Source organism: Azospirillum brasilense (assembly GCF_008365405.1).
GTDB lineage: Bacteria > Pseudomonadota > Alphaproteobacteria > Azospirillales > Azospirillaceae > Azospirillum > Azospirillum brasilense_D.
The window spans coordinates 15613-30802 of sequence record NZ_QOKV01000015.1 but is presented as its reverse complement, the minus strand read 5'-3'; the positions used below and the strand labels follow the sequence as shown (position 1 = coordinate 30802).

Below are 15190 nucleotides of genomic sequence, written 5' to 3'. Positions count from 1 at the left end.
GAGGGAATCCGTGATGTCCGATCACCGCCAAGCCCGCGCTGCCTTCGCCGACCTTCACCGGACCGGCTGCTTCGTCATTCCCAATCCGTGGGACGTCGGAAGCGCTGCAATGCTGAAGCATCTCGGGTTCCGCGCGTTGGCCACCACCTCGGCGGGCTTCGCCTTCGCGCGGGGGCTTCCCGACGCCGATTGGGCGGTGCCCTGCGGCGACATGCTGGCCCACATCGCCGACATGGTCGGGGCAACCGACCTGCCGGTGAACGCCGATTTCGAGTCCGGCTATGCCCATGACTGCGAGGGTCTGGCGCGCAACGTGCGTCTCTGCGCCGACACCGGCGTGGCGGGCCTGTCGATCGAGGACGCCACGGGCGACCCCGCGAAGCCGCTGTACGACATCCACCATGCCGTCGAGCGGGTGGCCGCCGCGGCGGAGGCGTTGCGGGGAACCGGCGTCCTCCTGACCGCACGTTGCGAGTCCCTGCTGGTGAATCACCCGGCGGCCGTCGAGGAGGCGTTGCGCCGCTTGCCGGCCTACGCCGCAGCTGGAGCGGATGTCCTCTACGCGCCGGGCTTGCGGACCCCGGACGTCATCAAGGCGGCGGTCGACGCCGTCCATCCGAAACCACTCAACCTGCTGGTGTCGTCCCCGATCGGCCTGTCGGTGGAGCAGATCGCCGCCTTGGGCGTGCGGCGCATCAGCCTGGGCAGCGGGCTCAACCGCGCCGCCTGGGGCGGCTTCCTGCGGGCGGCCCGCATGCTGGCCGACCACGGGCGCTTCGACGCCCTCGACGAGGCCGAACCGTTCGATGCGCTGAACGGCTTCTTCCGGGCGCATGGCCGGCGAACGCCCTGAACGGCGGATCGCGGGCTTCCCGCGGACACGAGAAGCCCATCCCGGCGGGAGTTACCGCCCGGCCGACCGGCCTCGCGGGGCATCGAGGAAGAAGCGCAGCATCTCCCGTGACGCGTCCGGCCCGCGCGGATCGGTGTAGGAGCCGGCCGGGCTGCCCCCCGCCCAGGCGTGCCCGGCGCCCTGGATCGTCCATTGCTCGCACAGGGCAAGGCCGGAAGCGTCGGTGTGGATGCGGCGGCTGTAGCCATGCCCGCCCGGCACCTGGCCATGCTCCACCGTCGTCCGCAGCCCCGCCGCGCTCGCCCCGGATTGCGCGATGACGTCGTCGCCGTTGCGGGGATGAACCGTGCTGTCCCGATCGCCGTGAAAGACGATGGTCGGCACCGGGCGGGCGGACGGCCGCCCCACCGCTCCACCTCCCTGGCGCATGGCCGCGAAAGCGGAGGGAATGTCGTGGGCGGCGCCTTGGGGAAGGCCGGAATGGACCCCGACGGCGGCATAGAGATCGGGATAAGCCGCTCCCATGATGACCGCCGCCGCACCGCCGGCCGACAGGCCCGCGACGAACACACGGTCGGCGTCGACGGCATGGTCGCTCATGACCCGCCGGGTGATGCCCGCGATCAGCGAGGGCTCGCCGTCGCCGCGCCGCTGGTCGGCGGGGTTGAACCAGTTCCAGCACCTTTGGGCGTTGGCCGAGGACGGCTGCTCCGGGTAGACGACCAGACAGCCATGCTCCTCCGCCAGCCGGTTCATGCGGGTGCCGGCGGCGAAGTCGTCCGGCGACTGGGTGCAGCCATGCAGCATCACCACGAGGGGAAGCGGCTGGCCGTCGCGACGGTTGGCCGGAACATAGAGCTTGTAGGAGCGCGTTCCGGCCGCGTTGTCGTAGGACGCCGTCGTGAAGGAGGCGCCGTCCGGCAGCGGATCGGCGGCCGGCCGGGCGAGGCCGCCCACCCCGAGGTCGAGGCCCGCCGGCATGGCGCGGGCGGCGAGGCCGCGCAGGGTCTCGCCCAGGCCGGCGCGCGGTCCGGAATGGAACCGGCCTGCGAAGGCGCTGCCGGGCTTGAAGGCGTTGCCGGGCTTGAAGGCCGTGGCGCGGCGTGGCGGCGCATCCGGGATGTCCGGCGAGGCGTCCACCCGAAGCGGCTCGGCGTCGATGATGGTCGGGCCGGCGCCGGGAGGTGCCGCGGACTCCCCTCGCAGCAGGCGTTGAACGAGGGCGGTCGCCCCGGTGAGGTCGCCGGCTCGGGTGAGGCGCAGCGCCTCGGCCATTCCGGCGGGGACACGGTCGGTCATATCAGGAGCTTTCTGGGCTCGGACGGGGCAAGCGGGAAGGTCCCGTCCGTCGTCTTTCAGGAATGCGGCCTGCGCCCTCAGCGCATGCGGTCCGCAAGAGCCGCCTTGACGGCGCTGCTGGCGTGCAGCGCCCCCAGCACGGCGATCGACGCGATGGTGGCGCGGGCGAGGTCCGGGGTGACGTCCTGGGCGATCGTGGCCAAGCCGAGGACACGGATGTCGAGCATCTCGCCGGCATCCCGCGCCGCCTCCAGATCGCCGCGGCTGTAGTGGCGCAGGCCGAGATCGACGCGTTTGCGCGTCACGGCCTGCCGCAAGGCGTCGCCATGGCGGTCGATCTGGTTGCGGATGGCGGTGCGGATGAGGTCGGTGCGGTTCGCGTAGAACCCTTCCTGCACCAGGAGATCGATGTGGCCGAGGTCGACATAGCCGAGGTTGATCGTGATCTTCTCGCTGTCCCCAACCTTCGGCTTCTGATCGCGGGCGTTCTCTGACATCGTTTCACCATCCCATCACCATCCACTGGGATGGTAAATGGGGGCGTTGGCGCGTCGATCAAGGGGAGGGCGTCGTCATGGTGGCGAGCGGTTCACGACCGCGAAGCCAAGCGACTGTCCCGGCTTCCTGTCCGGGGAGGGGGTGGGACCGATCCACTGGACCGGACCCACCCCCTTGCCGCACGCCTTACTGGCCCTTGCCGTCCGAGGAGACGGCGGCCGCCTCGCTGGAGGAGGCCTGAGTGGAACCGCCGGCACCCTTCGCCGGGCTGCCGGGCACCCACCAGCGGCGGGCCTCAGCGTCCGCGCCATCCGGAGCCGCATCCGCACGGGTCTTCAGCATCGAGAAGACGATGGAACCGCCGACCAGGAAGGCCGTGATGCCCAGCGCCACCGCCGTCGGCATCTTGTAGATGTCCACCATCATCATCTTGGCGCCGACCACCACCAGAACCAGCGACAGGCCGTACTTCAGGTAATGGAAGCGGTGGATGATCGAGGCCAGCGCGAAGTAGAGGGCGCGCAGGCCGAGGATGGCGAAGACGTTGGAGGTCCAGACGATGAACGGGTCGGTGGTCACCGAGAAGACCGCCGGGATGGAGTCCACGGCGAAGACCAGATCGGTGAACTCGATCAGGATCAGCACGAGGAACAGCGGCGTCATCATCCGCACGCCGTCGCGCATCACGAAGAACTTCTGCCCCTCGTAGCCGTCGGTCATGCGGAAGCGGGAGCGGACGAACTTGACGATCCGGTTGTTCTCCATGTCCGGCTCGTCGTCCACCGACATCAGCATCTTGATGCCGCTGAAGATCAGGAAGGCGCCGAAGATGTAGATGATCCAGTGGAATTCCTGGATCAGCGCCGTGCCCGCCACGATCAGCACGCCGCGCATCACCAGCGCGCCCAGGATGCCCCAGAACAGCACCCGGTGCTGGTACTGCGGCGGCACCGCGAAATGCGTGAAGATCAGCGCGATGACAAAGATGTTGTCGACGCTCAGGCTGTATTCGATCAGGTAGCCGGTCAGGAATTCCAGCCCCTTTTCGGAGCCCTGAAAATGAAAGACGCCGGCCGCGAAAATCATCGCCAGCGTGGAATAGGCCGCACAGCGCATCAGCGCCTCGCGGCCGGAGATCACGTGGGATTTTTTGGAAAATACGCCAAGATCAAAGGCCAAAAGCACGGCAACGAAGACGGCGAAGCCGGCCCACATTAAAACGATCTGGTCCATGGAACTGTCCCTTGCTTCATGCACTCCGCTCCCGCAAGCGGAGACTTCGATCGTCACATGAGCAGTCCGACATCACCGATGCGCCACGGCGGGACGCATCGGCCAGAGGGGCCCGGACTGGAATCTCGACCGCAAGGTCTGCGGCCGACGGAAAAGCGCACGCAACGGCTCGGCCGCGGCGCGTCAGGACACCCGCCTCCATCGTTTGCCGTGGAGACGTGGCGGTCGGTCAGGATGTTGGTGTGGTGCGGTCCATGTCGATGTCTCCCAAAGGCCCGTCGGGGGCCATCGTCCGGCGGTGGACCTTGTGGGGGAGCGGGACCCAGGGGGGAGGATAGGGCCAGCTTCCGCAAGGCCGCGCCAAGGCGACGGCTCAATGGGAAGTCCGACATCACAGCGCCGGGCGACGCTGCCAGAGGGGCCCGGACCTCGACCGTCATGTAGTCAGGCCCCGGCCCGGCGACAAGAGGGGGCATGGCCTTCGCGACCCGTGATCGGCGTGTCGGCGGAATGCGGCTTGACCGGAGCCGTTCCGCCCGCGTAGCTTCGCACCCGACGGTTGCCCGAAAGGGCTGAAAATGGGAACACGGTGCGGACCCCGCGGCGATTGGCCGTGCGAGGGTTCTACGCCGGGGCTGCCCCCGCAACTGTAAGTGGCGAGTCGTCCATCGGAATGCCACTGGGATCGCGATCCTGGGAAGGCGATGGGCCGACGATAACCCGCGAGCCAGGAGACCTGCCGTCAGTCGTGGTCACACGCGAACACGTTCGGGCGGGGTGCACCGAAGGTCGTCGAACCGGGACTCCGTTCGCGGAGCGTCCGGTGGGACTTCGTTCGCGGTGACGTGCCACCGGCGTCCCGCCCGAGGTCTCAATGAGTGTCCGCGTTCCCCGCCTTCACCGGACGGCGTCCTTCGCCGCCCTTCTGGGAAGCCTTGTCCTTCCCGTGTCGGCGTTCCCCGCATCGGCCTTCGCCGATTCCCCCACCGTCACGACGCTTCCGCCGGTCTCGGTGACCGCCAACCGCGTCCCCACCGCCGCCGAGGAAACCGGCAGCGCCCTCACCGTCATCACCCGCGAGGAGATGGAGCAGCGCCAGACCCGCCTGCTGTCCGACGCACTGCGCGCGGTTCCCGGCGTTGCCGTCAACCGCAGCGGTCCGATGGGCACCCTGACCCAGCTGCGCATCCGCGGGTCGGAGGGCAACCAGACGCTTGTCCTGATCGACGGGATCGAGGTCAACGATCCCGCCGCCGGCTCCGAATACGATTTCGCCAACCTGCTGGCCGGCGACGTGGAGCGCGTCGAGGTGCTGCGCGGCCCGCAGAGCGCGCTCTACGGCTCCGACGCGGTCGGCGGCGTCGTCAACATCGTGACCCGCCGCGGCGCGGGCGCCCCCAAAATCCGCGCCGCCGTCGAGGGCGGGTCCTTCGGCACCGCCGCCGGGCGGGCCTCCTTCGGCACGGGAACCGACCGCTACGACCTGTTCCTCAGCGGCCAGGGCGTCACCAGCGACGGCGTGTCGGTTGCCGACCGGCGGCTCGGCAACCCGGAGAAGGACGGCTACCGCAACGGCACGCTGACCGGAAACGCCGCCGTCCGCCCGACCGAGCGCAGCGAGATCGCGGTGACCGGCCGCTACACCCGCTTCCGCACCGACACCGACGGCTTCGTCGGCGGGCGCGGCGCCGTCGATGACGGAACCAGCACCGCCGGGGAGCAATATTTCGGGCGCCTCCAGGGCAGGATCGCCCTTCTCGACGGGCGGTGGGAGCACATCGTCGGCCTGACCCATGGCCGCCAGCAGCGCGACTACCGCGACGACGCCAAGACGGTGACCAGCCGCTACGACGGGCGCAAGACCAAGGCCGACTACCAGACCAACCTGGCCTTGTCCGGCGGCCCCGCCGACCATGTGCTGACCGCCGCCGTGGAGCGTGAGGAGGACAAGGCGATCAGCCGCAGCAGCTTCTCCAGCTTCGACCGCTCCATCGGCTCCACCGGGCTGGTGGGCCAGTACAAGCTGGGCCTGTTCGACCGGCTGACCCTGACCGGCAGTGTCCGCCACGACGGGAACGACCTGTTCCGGGACGCCACCACATGGCGCACCACGGCGGCCTATCGCGTCGAGGACAGCGGAACGACGCTGCGCGCCTCCTACGGCACCGGCGTCAAGAATCCCACCCTGTTCGAGCTGTACGGCTACACCGCCACCTACGCCGGCAACCCGACCCTGAAACCGGAGCGGGCGCGCGGTTGGGACACCGGCTTCGATCAGGCGCTGTGGGGCACGCGGGCCGCCATGGACGGCACGTGGTTCGACCAGCGCATCCGCGACCTGATCACCGGCACCGGGCGGACCTCCGTCAACATGCCGGGCGAATCCCGCATCCGCGGCTTCGAGCTTGGCCTGTCGGTGGAGCCGCTGGACCGGCTGACCGTCCGCGGCTCCTACAGCTGGACCGACGGGGAGGACTCCGCAGGGGCGGAATTGGTGCGCCGGCCCAAGCAGCTCGCCAGCCTGACCGTCAATCACCGCTTCCTGGAGGACCGGGCGAACGCCAACCTCGGTGTAGTCTACAACGGGCGGTCCAGCGACTGGGCCTACGATCCCGTCTACAACCGACAGGTCGTCAACCTCGCGCCCTACACGCTGGTCAATCTGGCCGGCTCCTACGCGCTGTCCCAGGGGGTCGAACTCTTCGGGCGGGTGGAGAACCTGTTCGACCGCCAGTATCAGGAGGTCTGGACCTACGGCGCGCCGGGACGGGCCGGCTATCTCGGGCTGCGGCTGTCGCTGTGAGGCCCATCCGTCTCGGGCTGGCCGCCGCCCTCCTGCTGTGTGCGGGAGGGCCGGCGGCGGCGTGGGAGGCGCCGTCCGCAAAACCGCAGCGCATCGTCTCCCTGAATCTCTGCGCCGACGAGCTGCTGTTGCGGCTGGTCGGGCCGGAGCGCCTCGCCGCGGTGACGTGGCTGGCGCGCGATCCCCGCGCCTCCACGGTGGCGGACCGGGCGGCGCGGGTGCCGGTCAACCACGGGACGGCGGAGGAAATCCTGCCGCTCAACCCCGACCTGATCGTCGCCGGGCGCTACACCACGCGGGTCGCGGTCGGGCTGCTGACGCGGCTGGACGCGCCGCTGCTGGAGCTGGACGTCCCGCAGAGCGTGGACGGGGTGGCGGAGCAGATCCGCGGCCTCGCCCGCGCCGTCGGCGAGCCGGAGCGGGGCGAAGCGTTGGTCGCCGGCCTGTTCGCCCGCCTCGACGCCCTGCCCCCCGCGCCGCCGGGGCCGCGCCCGACCGCGGTGGTGCTGCGGCCCAACGGCTTCGTCGCCGGGTCCGGGTCGCTGGTGGACGAGCTTCTCACCCGCGCCGGGCTGGAGAACATGGCCGACCGCCTGCCACTGGGCAGCCAGGGCGCCCTGCCGCTGGAGGCCATCATCCTTGGCGGCGCGGATGTGCTGATCGTCGACGCCGCACCCGACGCCCCGCCATCGCTGGCCGGCGCCCTTCTGCATCACCCGGCCCTGAAAGCTCTAAAACATCAGGTCCGCACCCTGTCGCTGCCAACCCGCCTGTGGACCTGCCCCGGCCCGCAGATCGCCGAGGCCGCGGAGCGGCTGGCCGCTGCGCGGGAGGCCGTGCCATGAGCCGGGAGTCCCGCATCCCCTACGCCGCCCTGGTCGGCGGGCTGATGGGTCTGGCGCTGGCGCTCTGCGCGGTGTCGGCGGCGGTCGGCTATGTGCCGTTCGACCTGGGCGCCGCTTTGTCCGACTGGCTCGCCGGGCGCCCCACCCTGGGCGCGCTGGTGCTGGCCGAGCTGCGCCTGCCGCGCGCCCTGCTGGGCCTGCTGGTCGGCTTCAGCCTGGGGCTGACCGGCGCGGCGATGCAGGGCTGGCTGCGCAACCCGCTGGCCGAGCCGGGGCTGGTCGGCGTGTCGAGCGCCGCGGCGCTGGGCGCGGTGATCGTCTTCTACAGCGGCCTGTCCGCCGCGCTGTCGCTCGCCCTGCCGCTGGGCGGCATGGCGGGAGCCGCCACCGCCGCGGTGCTGCTGAACCTGATGGCGGCGCGGGGGGCCGGAACGACCACGCTGGTCATCGGCGGCATCGCCATCAACAGCCTTGCCGGGTCGCTGACCGCGCTGGCCCTCAACCTCGCCCCCAACCCCTACGCGGCGCTGGAGATCGTGTTCTGGCTGATGGGGTCGCTGGCCGACCGCGGCACCGACCAGCTCTGGCTCGTCCTGCCGCCGATGCTGGCGGGCTGGGCGCTCTGCCTGTCCGGGGCCCGCGCGCTCGACGCGCTGACGCTCGGGGAGGACGCGGCGCGCAGCCTGGGCTTCGACCTCACCGGCCTGCGCGTCCGGCTGATCGCCGGGGCGGCGCTGGCGGTGGGCAGCGCGGTGTCGGTCACCGGCGCCGTGGGCTTCGTCGGGCTGGTGGCGCCGCATCTGATGCGCCCGCTGGCCGGGGCGCGGCCGGGACGGCTGCTGCTGGTGGCGGGCCTCGCCGGGGCGTGCCTGACGCTCGCCGCGGACATCGCCGTCCGGCTGCTGCCGACGCGGCCGGAACTGAAGCTGGGCGTGGTCACCGCCCTGATCGGGGCGCCCTTCCTGATCGTCCTGATCGCCCGGCTGCGGCGGGAGGAGGCGTGATGCGCATCGAAACCCACGGCCTGTCCGCCAAAGCCGGCGGGCGGACGATCCTGACGGACATCCATCTCGCCATCGAGCCCGGCGCCTTCACCGGCCTGATCGGCCCGAACGGCGCCGGCAAGACGACCCTGCTGCGCCTCCTCGCCGGTCTCGCCGAGCCGGCGGCGGGCCGCGTCACCTTCGATGGCCGGACCGCCGCGCAGGTCGGACGGCGGGCGCTCGCCCGCGCCATCGCCTATCTGCCGCAGAGCGGCCCGGTGCACTGGCCGCTGCGCGCCGAGGCGCTGGTCCTGCTGGGCCGGCTGCCCCACCGTGGCCCGCTGGGCGGGGTCACCGCGGCGGACCGCGCGGCGGTGGAGCGGGCGCTGTCCACCGCCGACGCCGCGCACCTGCGCGGGCGGATCGTCGGCACCCTGTCGGGGGGCGAGCGGATGCGCGTCCTGCTGGCCCGCGCCCTGGCGACCGAGGCGCCCGTGCTGCTGGCCGACGAGCCGGTCGCCGCGCTCGACCCCGGTCATCAGCTCGCCTGCATGGCGCTGCTGCGCGACGCCGCCCGCCGGAGGAGCGGCGTGGTGGCGGTGCTGCATGACCTGACCCTGGCCGCCCGCTTCTGCGACCGGCTGATCCTTCTGTCGGACGGCGGCGTGCTGGCCGACGGGCCGCCCGACACAGTGCTGACCGACGACACCCTGCGCGCCGCCTACGGCATCGCCGCCCACCGTGGCGCGGCCGGCGGCGAGCCCTTCCTGCTTCCTTGGCACACCCTGCCATCCTCGACGCCAAAACCGGAGACGACCCGATGAGCGACCTGTCTTCCCTGCTGCGCGACGCGCTGAACGATCCGGCCACCGGCTGGAGCCTCGGCGCGTTCGGCGCCATCGCGGAGTTCATCCGCGACCCGGACGAACCCGTCGTCCTGCGCGGCGACGGCCCGGAGCTGGAGGCGCGGACCGCCCGCGGCGGGCTGCGCCTCCGCCCCGTCCCGGCCATCCGCCCTGTGCCCTACCGGACGCGCAACGGCGGCCTCGCCGTGGCCCTCTGCCTGCCCCGTCACGTCGGCGCCATGAACCGGCGCGGCGTGGTGACCGAGCTGGGTCCCGACCGCGAGGCCATCGCCGAAGCGGACCGCGGGACCCTGCTGTTCGACCTCGGGCTGGAGGTCTTCCAGACCGACGTCTGCGTGCGCAGCGCCGATCCCGCCACCATCGCCCGCCTCCGCGCGGTGGTCGGGACGGAGCTGCTGGCGCCGGGCAACCCTTTGCCGCCCGACCTGCCGGCGCTCAGCCCCGACCGGGTCTTCATCGGCCCCTTCGGGCGGATCGAGGTCAGCCAGCCGATTCCCCCGCCCAACGGCCGCAGCCCGGAGGGGCCGCACACCCACGTCCTGCCGAAGCTGCTGGCCCATGGCCGGACCCACGCGGCGACCGTCCCGATCCCGGACGGCTGGGTGCCAAGCCTGTACCTGTCCCCACCCGCCGGGTCCCACGCCGCGTGGGAGGAACTGGGGCGCTGAGTCCTTGCCCCCTTCCCAACCTTCTCCCCGCGAAGCTTTGCGCAATCCATGAACTTGCGCTGGGGATCTGCGCCGACAGCGGAGAAGGGTTGGGGTGGGGGCTTGCGGGAAGCTGGTAGGGGGACAACGTCGAAATGACTTGACGATCAGAAGCGGCGGAAAAGCGCGCGCTCGACGGCGTTCGCCTCCCAAACCCGTGTTCCCGTGATCATGGCCACCGAGCATGGCGCAGGGCTCGACCCGGATGGCCCACCCCTGCACTTCCTGGGTGAGGGCGCGGTTTTTCTGCAACGCGGCCTTGCGTCCGGCGCCGGTGCGGGAGCGCGGGAAATGTTTCACCATTATGAATTTATGGATATTCTGCGCAACCATTGAACGTCCCCGGCCGCGCCGGCGGATCGCGGCTGACGCAGGAGAACGGGCAATGACCGGACGGACCTCTCCCATCGCATCGGTGGTGCCGGGACGCATCCGCGTGCGCCACCCGTTGCTGCGCGGCAACGACCGCTTCCAGGAGGCGCTGGGCCGCCTGGAGGCTCTGGACACCATCCGGGTGACCGAGAGCAACCCGGCGGTGGGCAGCTTTCTGCTGAGCTACGACCCCGCCGTGATGACGCCGGATGACGCCCGGTCCCGGGTGGAGGCGCTGCTGTCGGCGGTTCTGCACCCCGCGGAGGCCCCGCCGCCGTCGGATGCTCCGGCTCCCGCCGCGGAGGGCAAGCCCGCCGCTCCGGACCTGAAATGGCGGATCAACCGCGCGGCCAAGATCGGGATGATGGGCAGCATGGCGGCGACCCTGGCGGCGTTGGGGGTGGGCAAACGCGTTCACGCCGGCTTCGGCACGCTGTTCGTCGCCTTCATGGTCGTGCACATGACCGTGCAGCGCAAACGCCTCTTCCAATGACGGACCGAAAACCGAGCATGCCCGACGATTTCCTGACCCGGCTGGCCGCCGCCCTGACCATCGCGCACCACATTCCGGGCCGGGTGCGGCTGAAGCTCGACGGCGCCGCGGAGCGCGGTCTGGCGGCGCTGGCCGACGACGCCAAGGCGCTGCACCGGGCGCTCACCGGGGCGGAGGGCATCCGCTCCATCGCGCTGAACCCGCTCGCCCGCTCCTGCACCATCGAATACGACCCCACGGTGATCCCGCCCTCGGCGTGGCCGGATCTGCTGCGTGGGGAATCCAGCGCGGCGGCCGGGACGCTGTTGCGCATCGCCACCGCCGGCATTGCGGGCGGTGCGCCCGAAAGGAGACCATGATGCTGCCGCTTCTGACCTTCGCGTCCGGCGTGATCGCCGGGGCCATCGGCGTCCGGATGATGAAGAACGCCAAGGCCAAGGCCGATCCCACGATCGCCGACCTTAGGCCCGCCGACCTCAAGACCGTCGATGTGAAGGCCGCCGCGCGCGAGGGCGCCGGCAAGGCCCAGACCGCGGTGCGCGAGGCCGCGGTCACCGGCCTGCTGGCCATCGAGCGGACCTCCGCCGGTCTGCGCTCCCGCCTCGCCACGCCGGTGGTGGAAGCCCCCGCGGATGCGGCGCCCGCCGAGGCGGAGCCGGTGAAGGACGATGCGGCGGAGGCGGCGAAGGAGGATGCGGCGGAGCCGGCGAAGACCGAGCCGACGCCGTCCGCCGCACCGGGGGCCGCGTGAAACGCGCGAAGCGGCGCGGCAAGGCGCGGGGCTCCGGCACGCTCGCCGCCGACTTCACGCGCGGCATGGTGGCGACCGGCCTGCTGACCGCCGTCCAGGACCGCTGGGTGACGGGCGCCGAGCCTCCCGCGCCGCGCACCATCCTGCGCCACGGCCTGCAGGGCGGTGCGGCGCTGGCCGCCGCCAGCGTCGCCGCCGCCGCCCTGCGCAACCGCGACTACGCGCGCCTTGCCCTGGCGGTTGCCGCCGGGGCGGCGGGCGTGGTCATGATCGAGCATCTGCTGAATCCGGCGGAAGAGCCGCCGCAGGAACTGCCGAAGAACGAGGACCTCCATGGCTAAGAAGACCAAGAAGGCGTTGAAGAAGCTGAAGAAGCAGCAGCGCCAGTACGAAGCCGCCATGGCCGCCGGCGGCGCCTCCATGGGAGGTGGCATGGGCGCCGGCATGGGTCGGGGGCAGGGGCTTCTCGGCGGGCTGAGCGGTCTTCTCCCGTCGCGCCGGTCCGAGCAGTTCCTGGTCGGGCTTCTGGTCGGGGCGGCGGCGGCCTATGTGCTGTCCGACGAGGAACTGCGCGGCAAGATCGTGAAGTCCGGCCTGAAGCTCTACGGCAACCTCGCCGGTGGCCTTGCCGAGATGAAGGAGCAGATGGCCGACCTCCAGGCCGAGCTGGAGGCGGAACAGGCCGGAGCCTCATGAGCGGCCTGCCCTGGTTCCTGCGGCTGGAGCCGGTCCATCGGGTTCCGGGGCGCATCCGGCTGCGCTACGCCTGCCGCCCCGGCGCCCCCGACGACGCGGCGACCCTGCACCGGGTGGTGGAGGCGGTCGCCGGGGTGACATCGGTTCGGGCCAGCCGCGCCGCGCGGTCGCTGGCCGTCCGCTACGATCCGGTGATGACCGACGCCACAACGCTGTGTCTCGCGCTGGCCGCCCTGCCGATTCCCGAACCGGCTCCGCCCGCCCCGACGGCCGAGGGCGGGGAGAATCACGGCGCGACGCTGGTCCGCAGCCTCGCCACGCTGGCCGGCGGCTTCCTGCTGCCCATGCCGCTGCGCCTGCCGCTGTCGCTGGCCGTCGCGATGCCGATGCTGCGCGAGGGCATGGCCATCTACGGGCGGGAGGGCGTCAACTCCCACGTGCTGGAAGCGGCGGCGGTGGCGATCTCTCTGGCGCGGCGGGATTTCACCGCGGCCAACACCACCGTCTTCATGCTGGCGCTCGGCGAATACATGGAGGAGTCCATCGCCCGCCGGTCGGACGCGCTGCTGAAGCGGCTGCTGCGCCCGTCGAGCGATCAGGTGTGGCTGCTGCGCGACGGGGTGGAGATCCAGGTGCCCGCCGACACCGTCCTGGTCGGCGACAGCGTGGTGATCGGCGCCGGGACGGTGATCCCGGTGGACGGCACGGTGCTGAGCGGGGAGGCGACCGTCAACGAGGCCGCCATGACCGGCGAGAGCGCCCCGGTGGTCAAGCAGCGCGGCTCCGCCGTCCTGTCCGGCACGCTGATGGAGGAAGGGCGGCTGGTCGTCTACGCCGAGCATGTCGGCAGCCACACCGCCGCCGCCCGCATCGCCGATTACGTCGAGCAGTCGCTGACCGCCAAGAGCGAGGCGCAACTCGACGCGGCGCGCTTGGCCGACCGGCTGGTGCCCACGGTGCTGAAGCTGGCCGGCGGCTCCTTCCTGATGACCGGCGACTGGCGCAGCGCCGCGTCGGTGCTCCAGGCCGACTATTCCTGCGCGCTGAAGCTGGCGACCCCGGTGGCCTTCAAGTCGGCCATGTACGGGGCGGGGCAGGCGGGCATCCTGATCAAGGGCGCCAACGCGCTGGAGCGGCTGGCCCAGGCCGACACGGTGATCTTCGACAAGACCGGCACGCTGACCACCGGCGACCTGCAGGTGACCGATTCCATCGCCTTCGACCTGACCTTCAGCCCCGACGACCTGATCTGCCTCGCCGCCTCGGTGGAGGAGCATTACTTCCACCCGCTGGCGATGGCCGTGGTCAACGCCGCCAAGGAGACGCACAACCGCCACTTCGACCATCAGGAGGTGAAGTTCATCGTCGCCCACGGGGTGGCCAGCGTCATCGACGGCAAGCGCATCGTCGTCGGCTCCCGCCACTTCATCGAGGACGACGAGGGCATCGACACCACGGCGCACCGCGCGGCCATCGACGCGCTGCACCATGACGGAAAGACGCTGCTGTTCATCGGCTTCGGCGGGGTGCTGGCCGGCGTGCTGGCGCTGAAGGACAGCGTGCGCGCGGCCAGTGCCGCGACCATCGCGCGGCTGCGGCGGGCCGGGGTGAAGCGGGTGCTGATGCTGACCGGCGACCACCGCGACCGCGCCGCCGAGCTGGCCGCGGAACTGCATCTCGACGGCTTCCACGCCGATCTGCTGCCCACCGACAAGGCCCGCATCATCGAGGATCTGAGCCGCGACGGCGCGCGCATCGCCTTCGTCGGCGACGGCATCAACGACGCCCCGGCGCTGGCCGGCGCCCATGTCGGCATCGCCATGCAGAAGGGGGCGGACATCGCCCGGCTGACCGCCGACGTGGCGCTTCTGGAGGACCGGATCGAGCGGGTGGCCGACGCCAAGGAGACGGCGAACGCCGCCATGGTGCTGATCGCCCGCAACTACCGCCTGACGGTCGGGCTGAACAGCGCGATCCTCGGCGCCGCCGCGCTGGGCCTGCTGTCCCCGGTGGGGACCGCGGTGCTGCACAACGGGACCACGATCGGGATTCTGCTCAACGCGCTGCGTCGCGCGCCGGCCGCGGGCCTGCCCTCTCCCTGAACCTGGGTCAGAACCAGGATGTCAGGGCCGGGATGGGCTACCCCGTTCGCGCGCACCCAAAATTGTCACGCGCCCGCCGCCCGTCGGATGGATGAAGTCGCCGACCCCGGATGTTCATTCGGGTGAGACGCATCCTGGAGCCATCATGACGCACATCCGTTTCGCCCCCAAATCCCTCGCCATCGCGCTGCTGGCCGGCGTGGCGGCCCTGGGCGCGGGGGTGTCCCCGGTCCTCGCCGACCCGCCGGACTGGGCGCCGGCCCATGGCTGGCGCGCCAAGCAGGAGCGCCATCATGAGCGCGAACGCCACGAGCGTGGCCGCCACCACGAGCATGGCTACATCGACGGCGGCTATGGCGACGGGCGCGTGGTGATCGTCCGCCGGCCCCCGCCGGTGGTGGTCTACCAGGAGCCGCCGGTCGTGCACTACGCCCCGGCCCCCGTCTACATCGAGGAACCGCCCCCGGTGATCGTCCAGCAGCGGCCGCGCGTGGTGCGCGCCGCGCCGCAAGTGGTGGAATGCGGGCCGCTCGACGGCGATCTGGTCGGCGTGTTGGGCGGGGCGGCGGTCGGCGGGCTGGTCGGCTCGCAGTTCGGGCGCGGCGATGGCAAGCTGGCGGCGACCGCCGCCGGCACGCTGGGCGGCGCCATGCTGGGCGGCGCGATGACCCGCGGCGGTGGCTGCTGAC

General features: G+C 71.6%; 17 protein-coding genes and 1 riboswitch. Of the genes, 14 read left to right on the top strand and 3 right to left on the bottom strand.

Annotation, left to right across the window (positions count from 1 at the left end; translation table 11 throughout):
- Nucleotides 1-13 precede the first annotated feature (13 nt).
- The gene (locus DS837_RS20945; protein ID WP_149166525.1) at nucleotides 14-853 is read left to right on the top strand and encodes an isocitrate lyase/PEP mutase family protein; all 840 of its coding nucleotides are present in this window, start codon (nucleotides 14-16) and stop codon (nucleotides 851-853) included.
- 51 nt (nucleotides 854-904) lie between these two features.
- Here DS837_RS20945 and DS837_RS20940 read toward each other — a convergent pair whose 3' ends face one another.
- From DS837_RS20940 to DS837_RS20930, 3 genes are all read right to left on the bottom strand, one after another.
- On the bottom strand, nucleotides 905-2152 hold the full coding sequence (locus DS837_RS20940; protein WP_149166524.1) for an extracellular catalytic domain type 1 short-chain-length polyhydroxyalkanoate depolymerase: 1248 nt from the start codon (nucleotides 2150-2152) through the stop codon (nucleotides 905-907).
- 77 nt (nucleotides 2153-2229) lie between these two features.
- Nucleotides 2230-2649, bottom strand: a complete 420-nt coding sequence (locus DS837_RS20935; protein ID WP_149166523.1) for a CopG family transcriptional regulator — start codon at nucleotides 2647-2649, stop codon at nucleotides 2230-2232.
- Between the two features lie 187 nt (nucleotides 2650-2836).
- The gene (locus tag DS837_RS20930) at nucleotides 2837-3865 is read right to left on the bottom strand and encodes a TerC family protein (RefSeq protein ID WP_247890066.1); all 1029 of its coding nucleotides are present in this window, start codon (nucleotides 3863-3865) and stop codon (nucleotides 2837-2839) included.
- Nucleotides 3866-4422: 557 nt separating this feature from the next.
- Nucleotides 4423-4641: riboswitch (cobalamin riboswitch) on the top strand.
- Nucleotides 4642-4757: 116 nt separating this feature from the next.
- On the opposite strand from DS837_RS20930, the gene DS837_RS20925 reads away from it, so the two are divergent.
- From DS837_RS20925 to DS837_RS20870, 13 genes are all read left to right on the top strand, one after another.
- Entirely contained in the window at nucleotides 4758-6686 is a 1929-nt protein-coding gene (locus DS837_RS20925) for a TonB-dependent receptor plug domain-containing protein (protein WP_149166521.1), read from the top strand.
- Nucleotides 6683-7531: an ABC transporter substrate-binding protein gene (locus DS837_RS20920; RefSeq protein ID WP_149166520.1), complete on the top strand. Its 849-nt coding sequence runs from the start codon at nucleotides 6683-6685 to the stop codon at nucleotides 7529-7531. The genes DS837_RS20925 and DS837_RS20920 overlap by 4 nt, the downstream gene beginning before the upstream one ends.
- Nucleotides 7528-8535, top strand: a complete 1008-nt coding sequence (locus DS837_RS20915) for a FecCD family ABC transporter permease (protein WP_149166519.1) — start codon at nucleotides 7528-7530, stop codon at nucleotides 8533-8535. Before DS837_RS20920 ends, DS837_RS20915 begins: the two co-directional genes overlap by 4 nt.
- Nucleotides 8535-9338, top strand: coding sequence for an ABC transporter ATP-binding protein (locus DS837_RS20910; protein ID WP_149166518.1), 804 nt, complete (start codon nucleotides 8535-8537; stop codon nucleotides 9336-9338). The genes DS837_RS20915 and DS837_RS20910 overlap by 1 nt, the downstream gene beginning before the upstream one ends.
- Nucleotides 9335-10048, top strand: a complete 714-nt coding sequence (locus tag DS837_RS20905; protein ID WP_149166517.1) for a DUF6925 family protein — start codon at nucleotides 9335-9337, stop codon at nucleotides 10046-10048. The genes DS837_RS20910 and DS837_RS20905 overlap by 4 nt, the downstream gene beginning before the upstream one ends.
- Before the next feature lie 210 nt (nucleotides 10049-10258).
- Nucleotides 10259-10423 (top strand): hypothetical protein, encoded by a 165-nt coding sequence (locus DS837_RS32135; protein WP_170295932.1) that lies wholly within the window; start codon nucleotides 10259-10261, stop codon nucleotides 10421-10423.
- Nucleotides 10424-10472: 49 nt separating this feature from the next.
- The gene (locus tag DS837_RS20900; protein ID WP_149166516.1) at nucleotides 10473-10952 is read left to right on the top strand and encodes an HMA2 domain-containing protein; all 480 of its coding nucleotides are present in this window, start codon (nucleotides 10473-10475) and stop codon (nucleotides 10950-10952) included.
- 17 nt (nucleotides 10953-10969) lie between these two features.
- On the top strand, nucleotides 10970-11311 hold the full coding sequence (locus DS837_RS20895) for a cation transporter (RefSeq protein WP_149166515.1): 342 nt from the start codon (nucleotides 10970-10972) through the stop codon (nucleotides 11309-11311).
- Nucleotides 11308-11703 carry a hypothetical protein gene (locus tag DS837_RS20890; RefSeq protein ID WP_211102366.1) on the top strand — a complete coding sequence of 132 codons (396 nt, stop codon included), beginning with the start codon at nucleotides 11308-11310 and terminating at the stop codon, nucleotides 11701-11703. Before DS837_RS20895 ends, DS837_RS20890 begins: the two co-directional genes overlap by 4 nt.
- On the top strand, nucleotides 11700-12044 hold the full coding sequence (locus DS837_RS20885) for a hypothetical protein (RefSeq protein ID WP_149166514.1): 345 nt from the start codon (nucleotides 11700-11702) through the stop codon (nucleotides 12042-12044). The genes DS837_RS20890 and DS837_RS20885 overlap by 4 nt, the downstream gene beginning before the upstream one ends.
- The gene (locus tag DS837_RS20880) at nucleotides 12037-12399 is read left to right on the top strand and encodes a YtxH domain-containing protein (RefSeq protein ID WP_149166513.1); all 363 of its coding nucleotides are present in this window, start codon (nucleotides 12037-12039) and stop codon (nucleotides 12397-12399) included. The genes DS837_RS20885 and DS837_RS20880 overlap by 8 nt, the downstream gene beginning before the upstream one ends.
- Entirely contained in the window at nucleotides 12396-14501 is a 2106-nt protein-coding gene (locus tag DS837_RS20875; protein WP_149166512.1) for a heavy metal translocating P-type ATPase, read from the top strand. Before DS837_RS20880 ends, DS837_RS20875 begins: the two co-directional genes overlap by 4 nt.
- 145 nt (nucleotides 14502-14646) lie before the next feature.
- Nucleotides 14647-15189, top strand: coding sequence for a glycine zipper 2TM domain-containing protein (locus DS837_RS20870; protein ID WP_149166511.1), 543 nt, complete (start codon nucleotides 14647-14649; stop codon nucleotides 15187-15189).
- The last annotated feature ends 1 nt before the right edge of the window (nucleotide 15190 follow it).

Bases quoted from the DNA above. Each gene is read 5' to 3' on its own strand.
- DS837_RS20935 (WP_149166523.1), bottom strand. From the start codon at position 2,649: ATGTCAGAGAACGCCCGCGATCAGAAGCCGAAGGTTGGGGACAGCGAG.
- DS837_RS20905 (WP_149166517.1), top strand. From the start codon at position 9,335: ATGAGCGACCTGTCTTCCCTGCTGCGCGACGCGCTGAACGATCCGGCC.
- DS837_RS20925 (WP_149166521.1), top strand. From the start codon at position 4,758: ATGAGTGTCCGCGTTCCCCGCCTTCACCGGACGGCGTCCTTCGCCGCC.
- DS837_RS20945 (WP_149166525.1), top strand. From the start codon at position 14: ATGTCCGATCACCGCCAAGCCCGCGCTGCCTTCGCCGACCTTCACCGG.
- DS837_RS32135 (WP_170295932.1), top strand. From the start codon at position 10,259: ATGGCCACCGAGCATGGCGCAGGGCTCGACCCGGATGGCCCACCCCTG.
- DS837_RS20900 (WP_149166516.1), top strand. From the start codon at position 10,473: ATGACCGGACGGACCTCTCCCATCGCATCGGTGGTGCCGGGACGCATC.
- DS837_RS20890 (WP_211102366.1), top strand. From the start codon at position 11,308: ATGATGCTGCCGCTTCTGACCTTCGCGTCCGGCGTGATCGCCGGGGCC.
- DS837_RS20895 (WP_149166515.1), top strand. From the start codon at position 10,970: ATGCCCGACGATTTCCTGACCCGGCTGGCCGCCGCCCTGACCATCGCG.
- DS837_RS20915 (WP_149166519.1), top strand. From the start codon at position 7,528: ATGAGCCGGGAGTCCCGCATCCCCTACGCCGCCCTGGTCGGCGGGCTG.
- DS837_RS20910 (WP_149166518.1), top strand. From the start codon at position 8,535: ATGCGCATCGAAACCCACGGCCTGTCCGCCAAAGCCGGCGGGCGGACG.
- DS837_RS20930 (WP_247890066.1), bottom strand. From the start codon at position 3,865: ATGTGGGCCGGCTTCGCCGTCTTCGTTGCCGTGCTTTTGGCCTTTGAT.
- DS837_RS20870 (WP_149166511.1), top strand. From the start codon at position 14,647: ATGACGCACATCCGTTTCGCCCCCAAATCCCTCGCCATCGCGCTGCTG.
- DS837_RS20875 (WP_149166512.1), top strand. From the start codon at position 12,396: ATGAGCGGCCTGCCCTGGTTCCTGCGGCTGGAGCCGGTCCATCGGGTT.
- DS837_RS20940 (WP_149166524.1), bottom strand. From the start codon at position 2,152: ATGACCGACCGTGTCCCCGCCGGAATGGCCGAGGCGCTGCGCCTCACC.
- DS837_RS20880 (WP_149166513.1), top strand. From the start codon at position 12,037: ATGGCTAAGAAGACCAAGAAGGCGTTGAAGAAGCTGAAGAAGCAGCAG.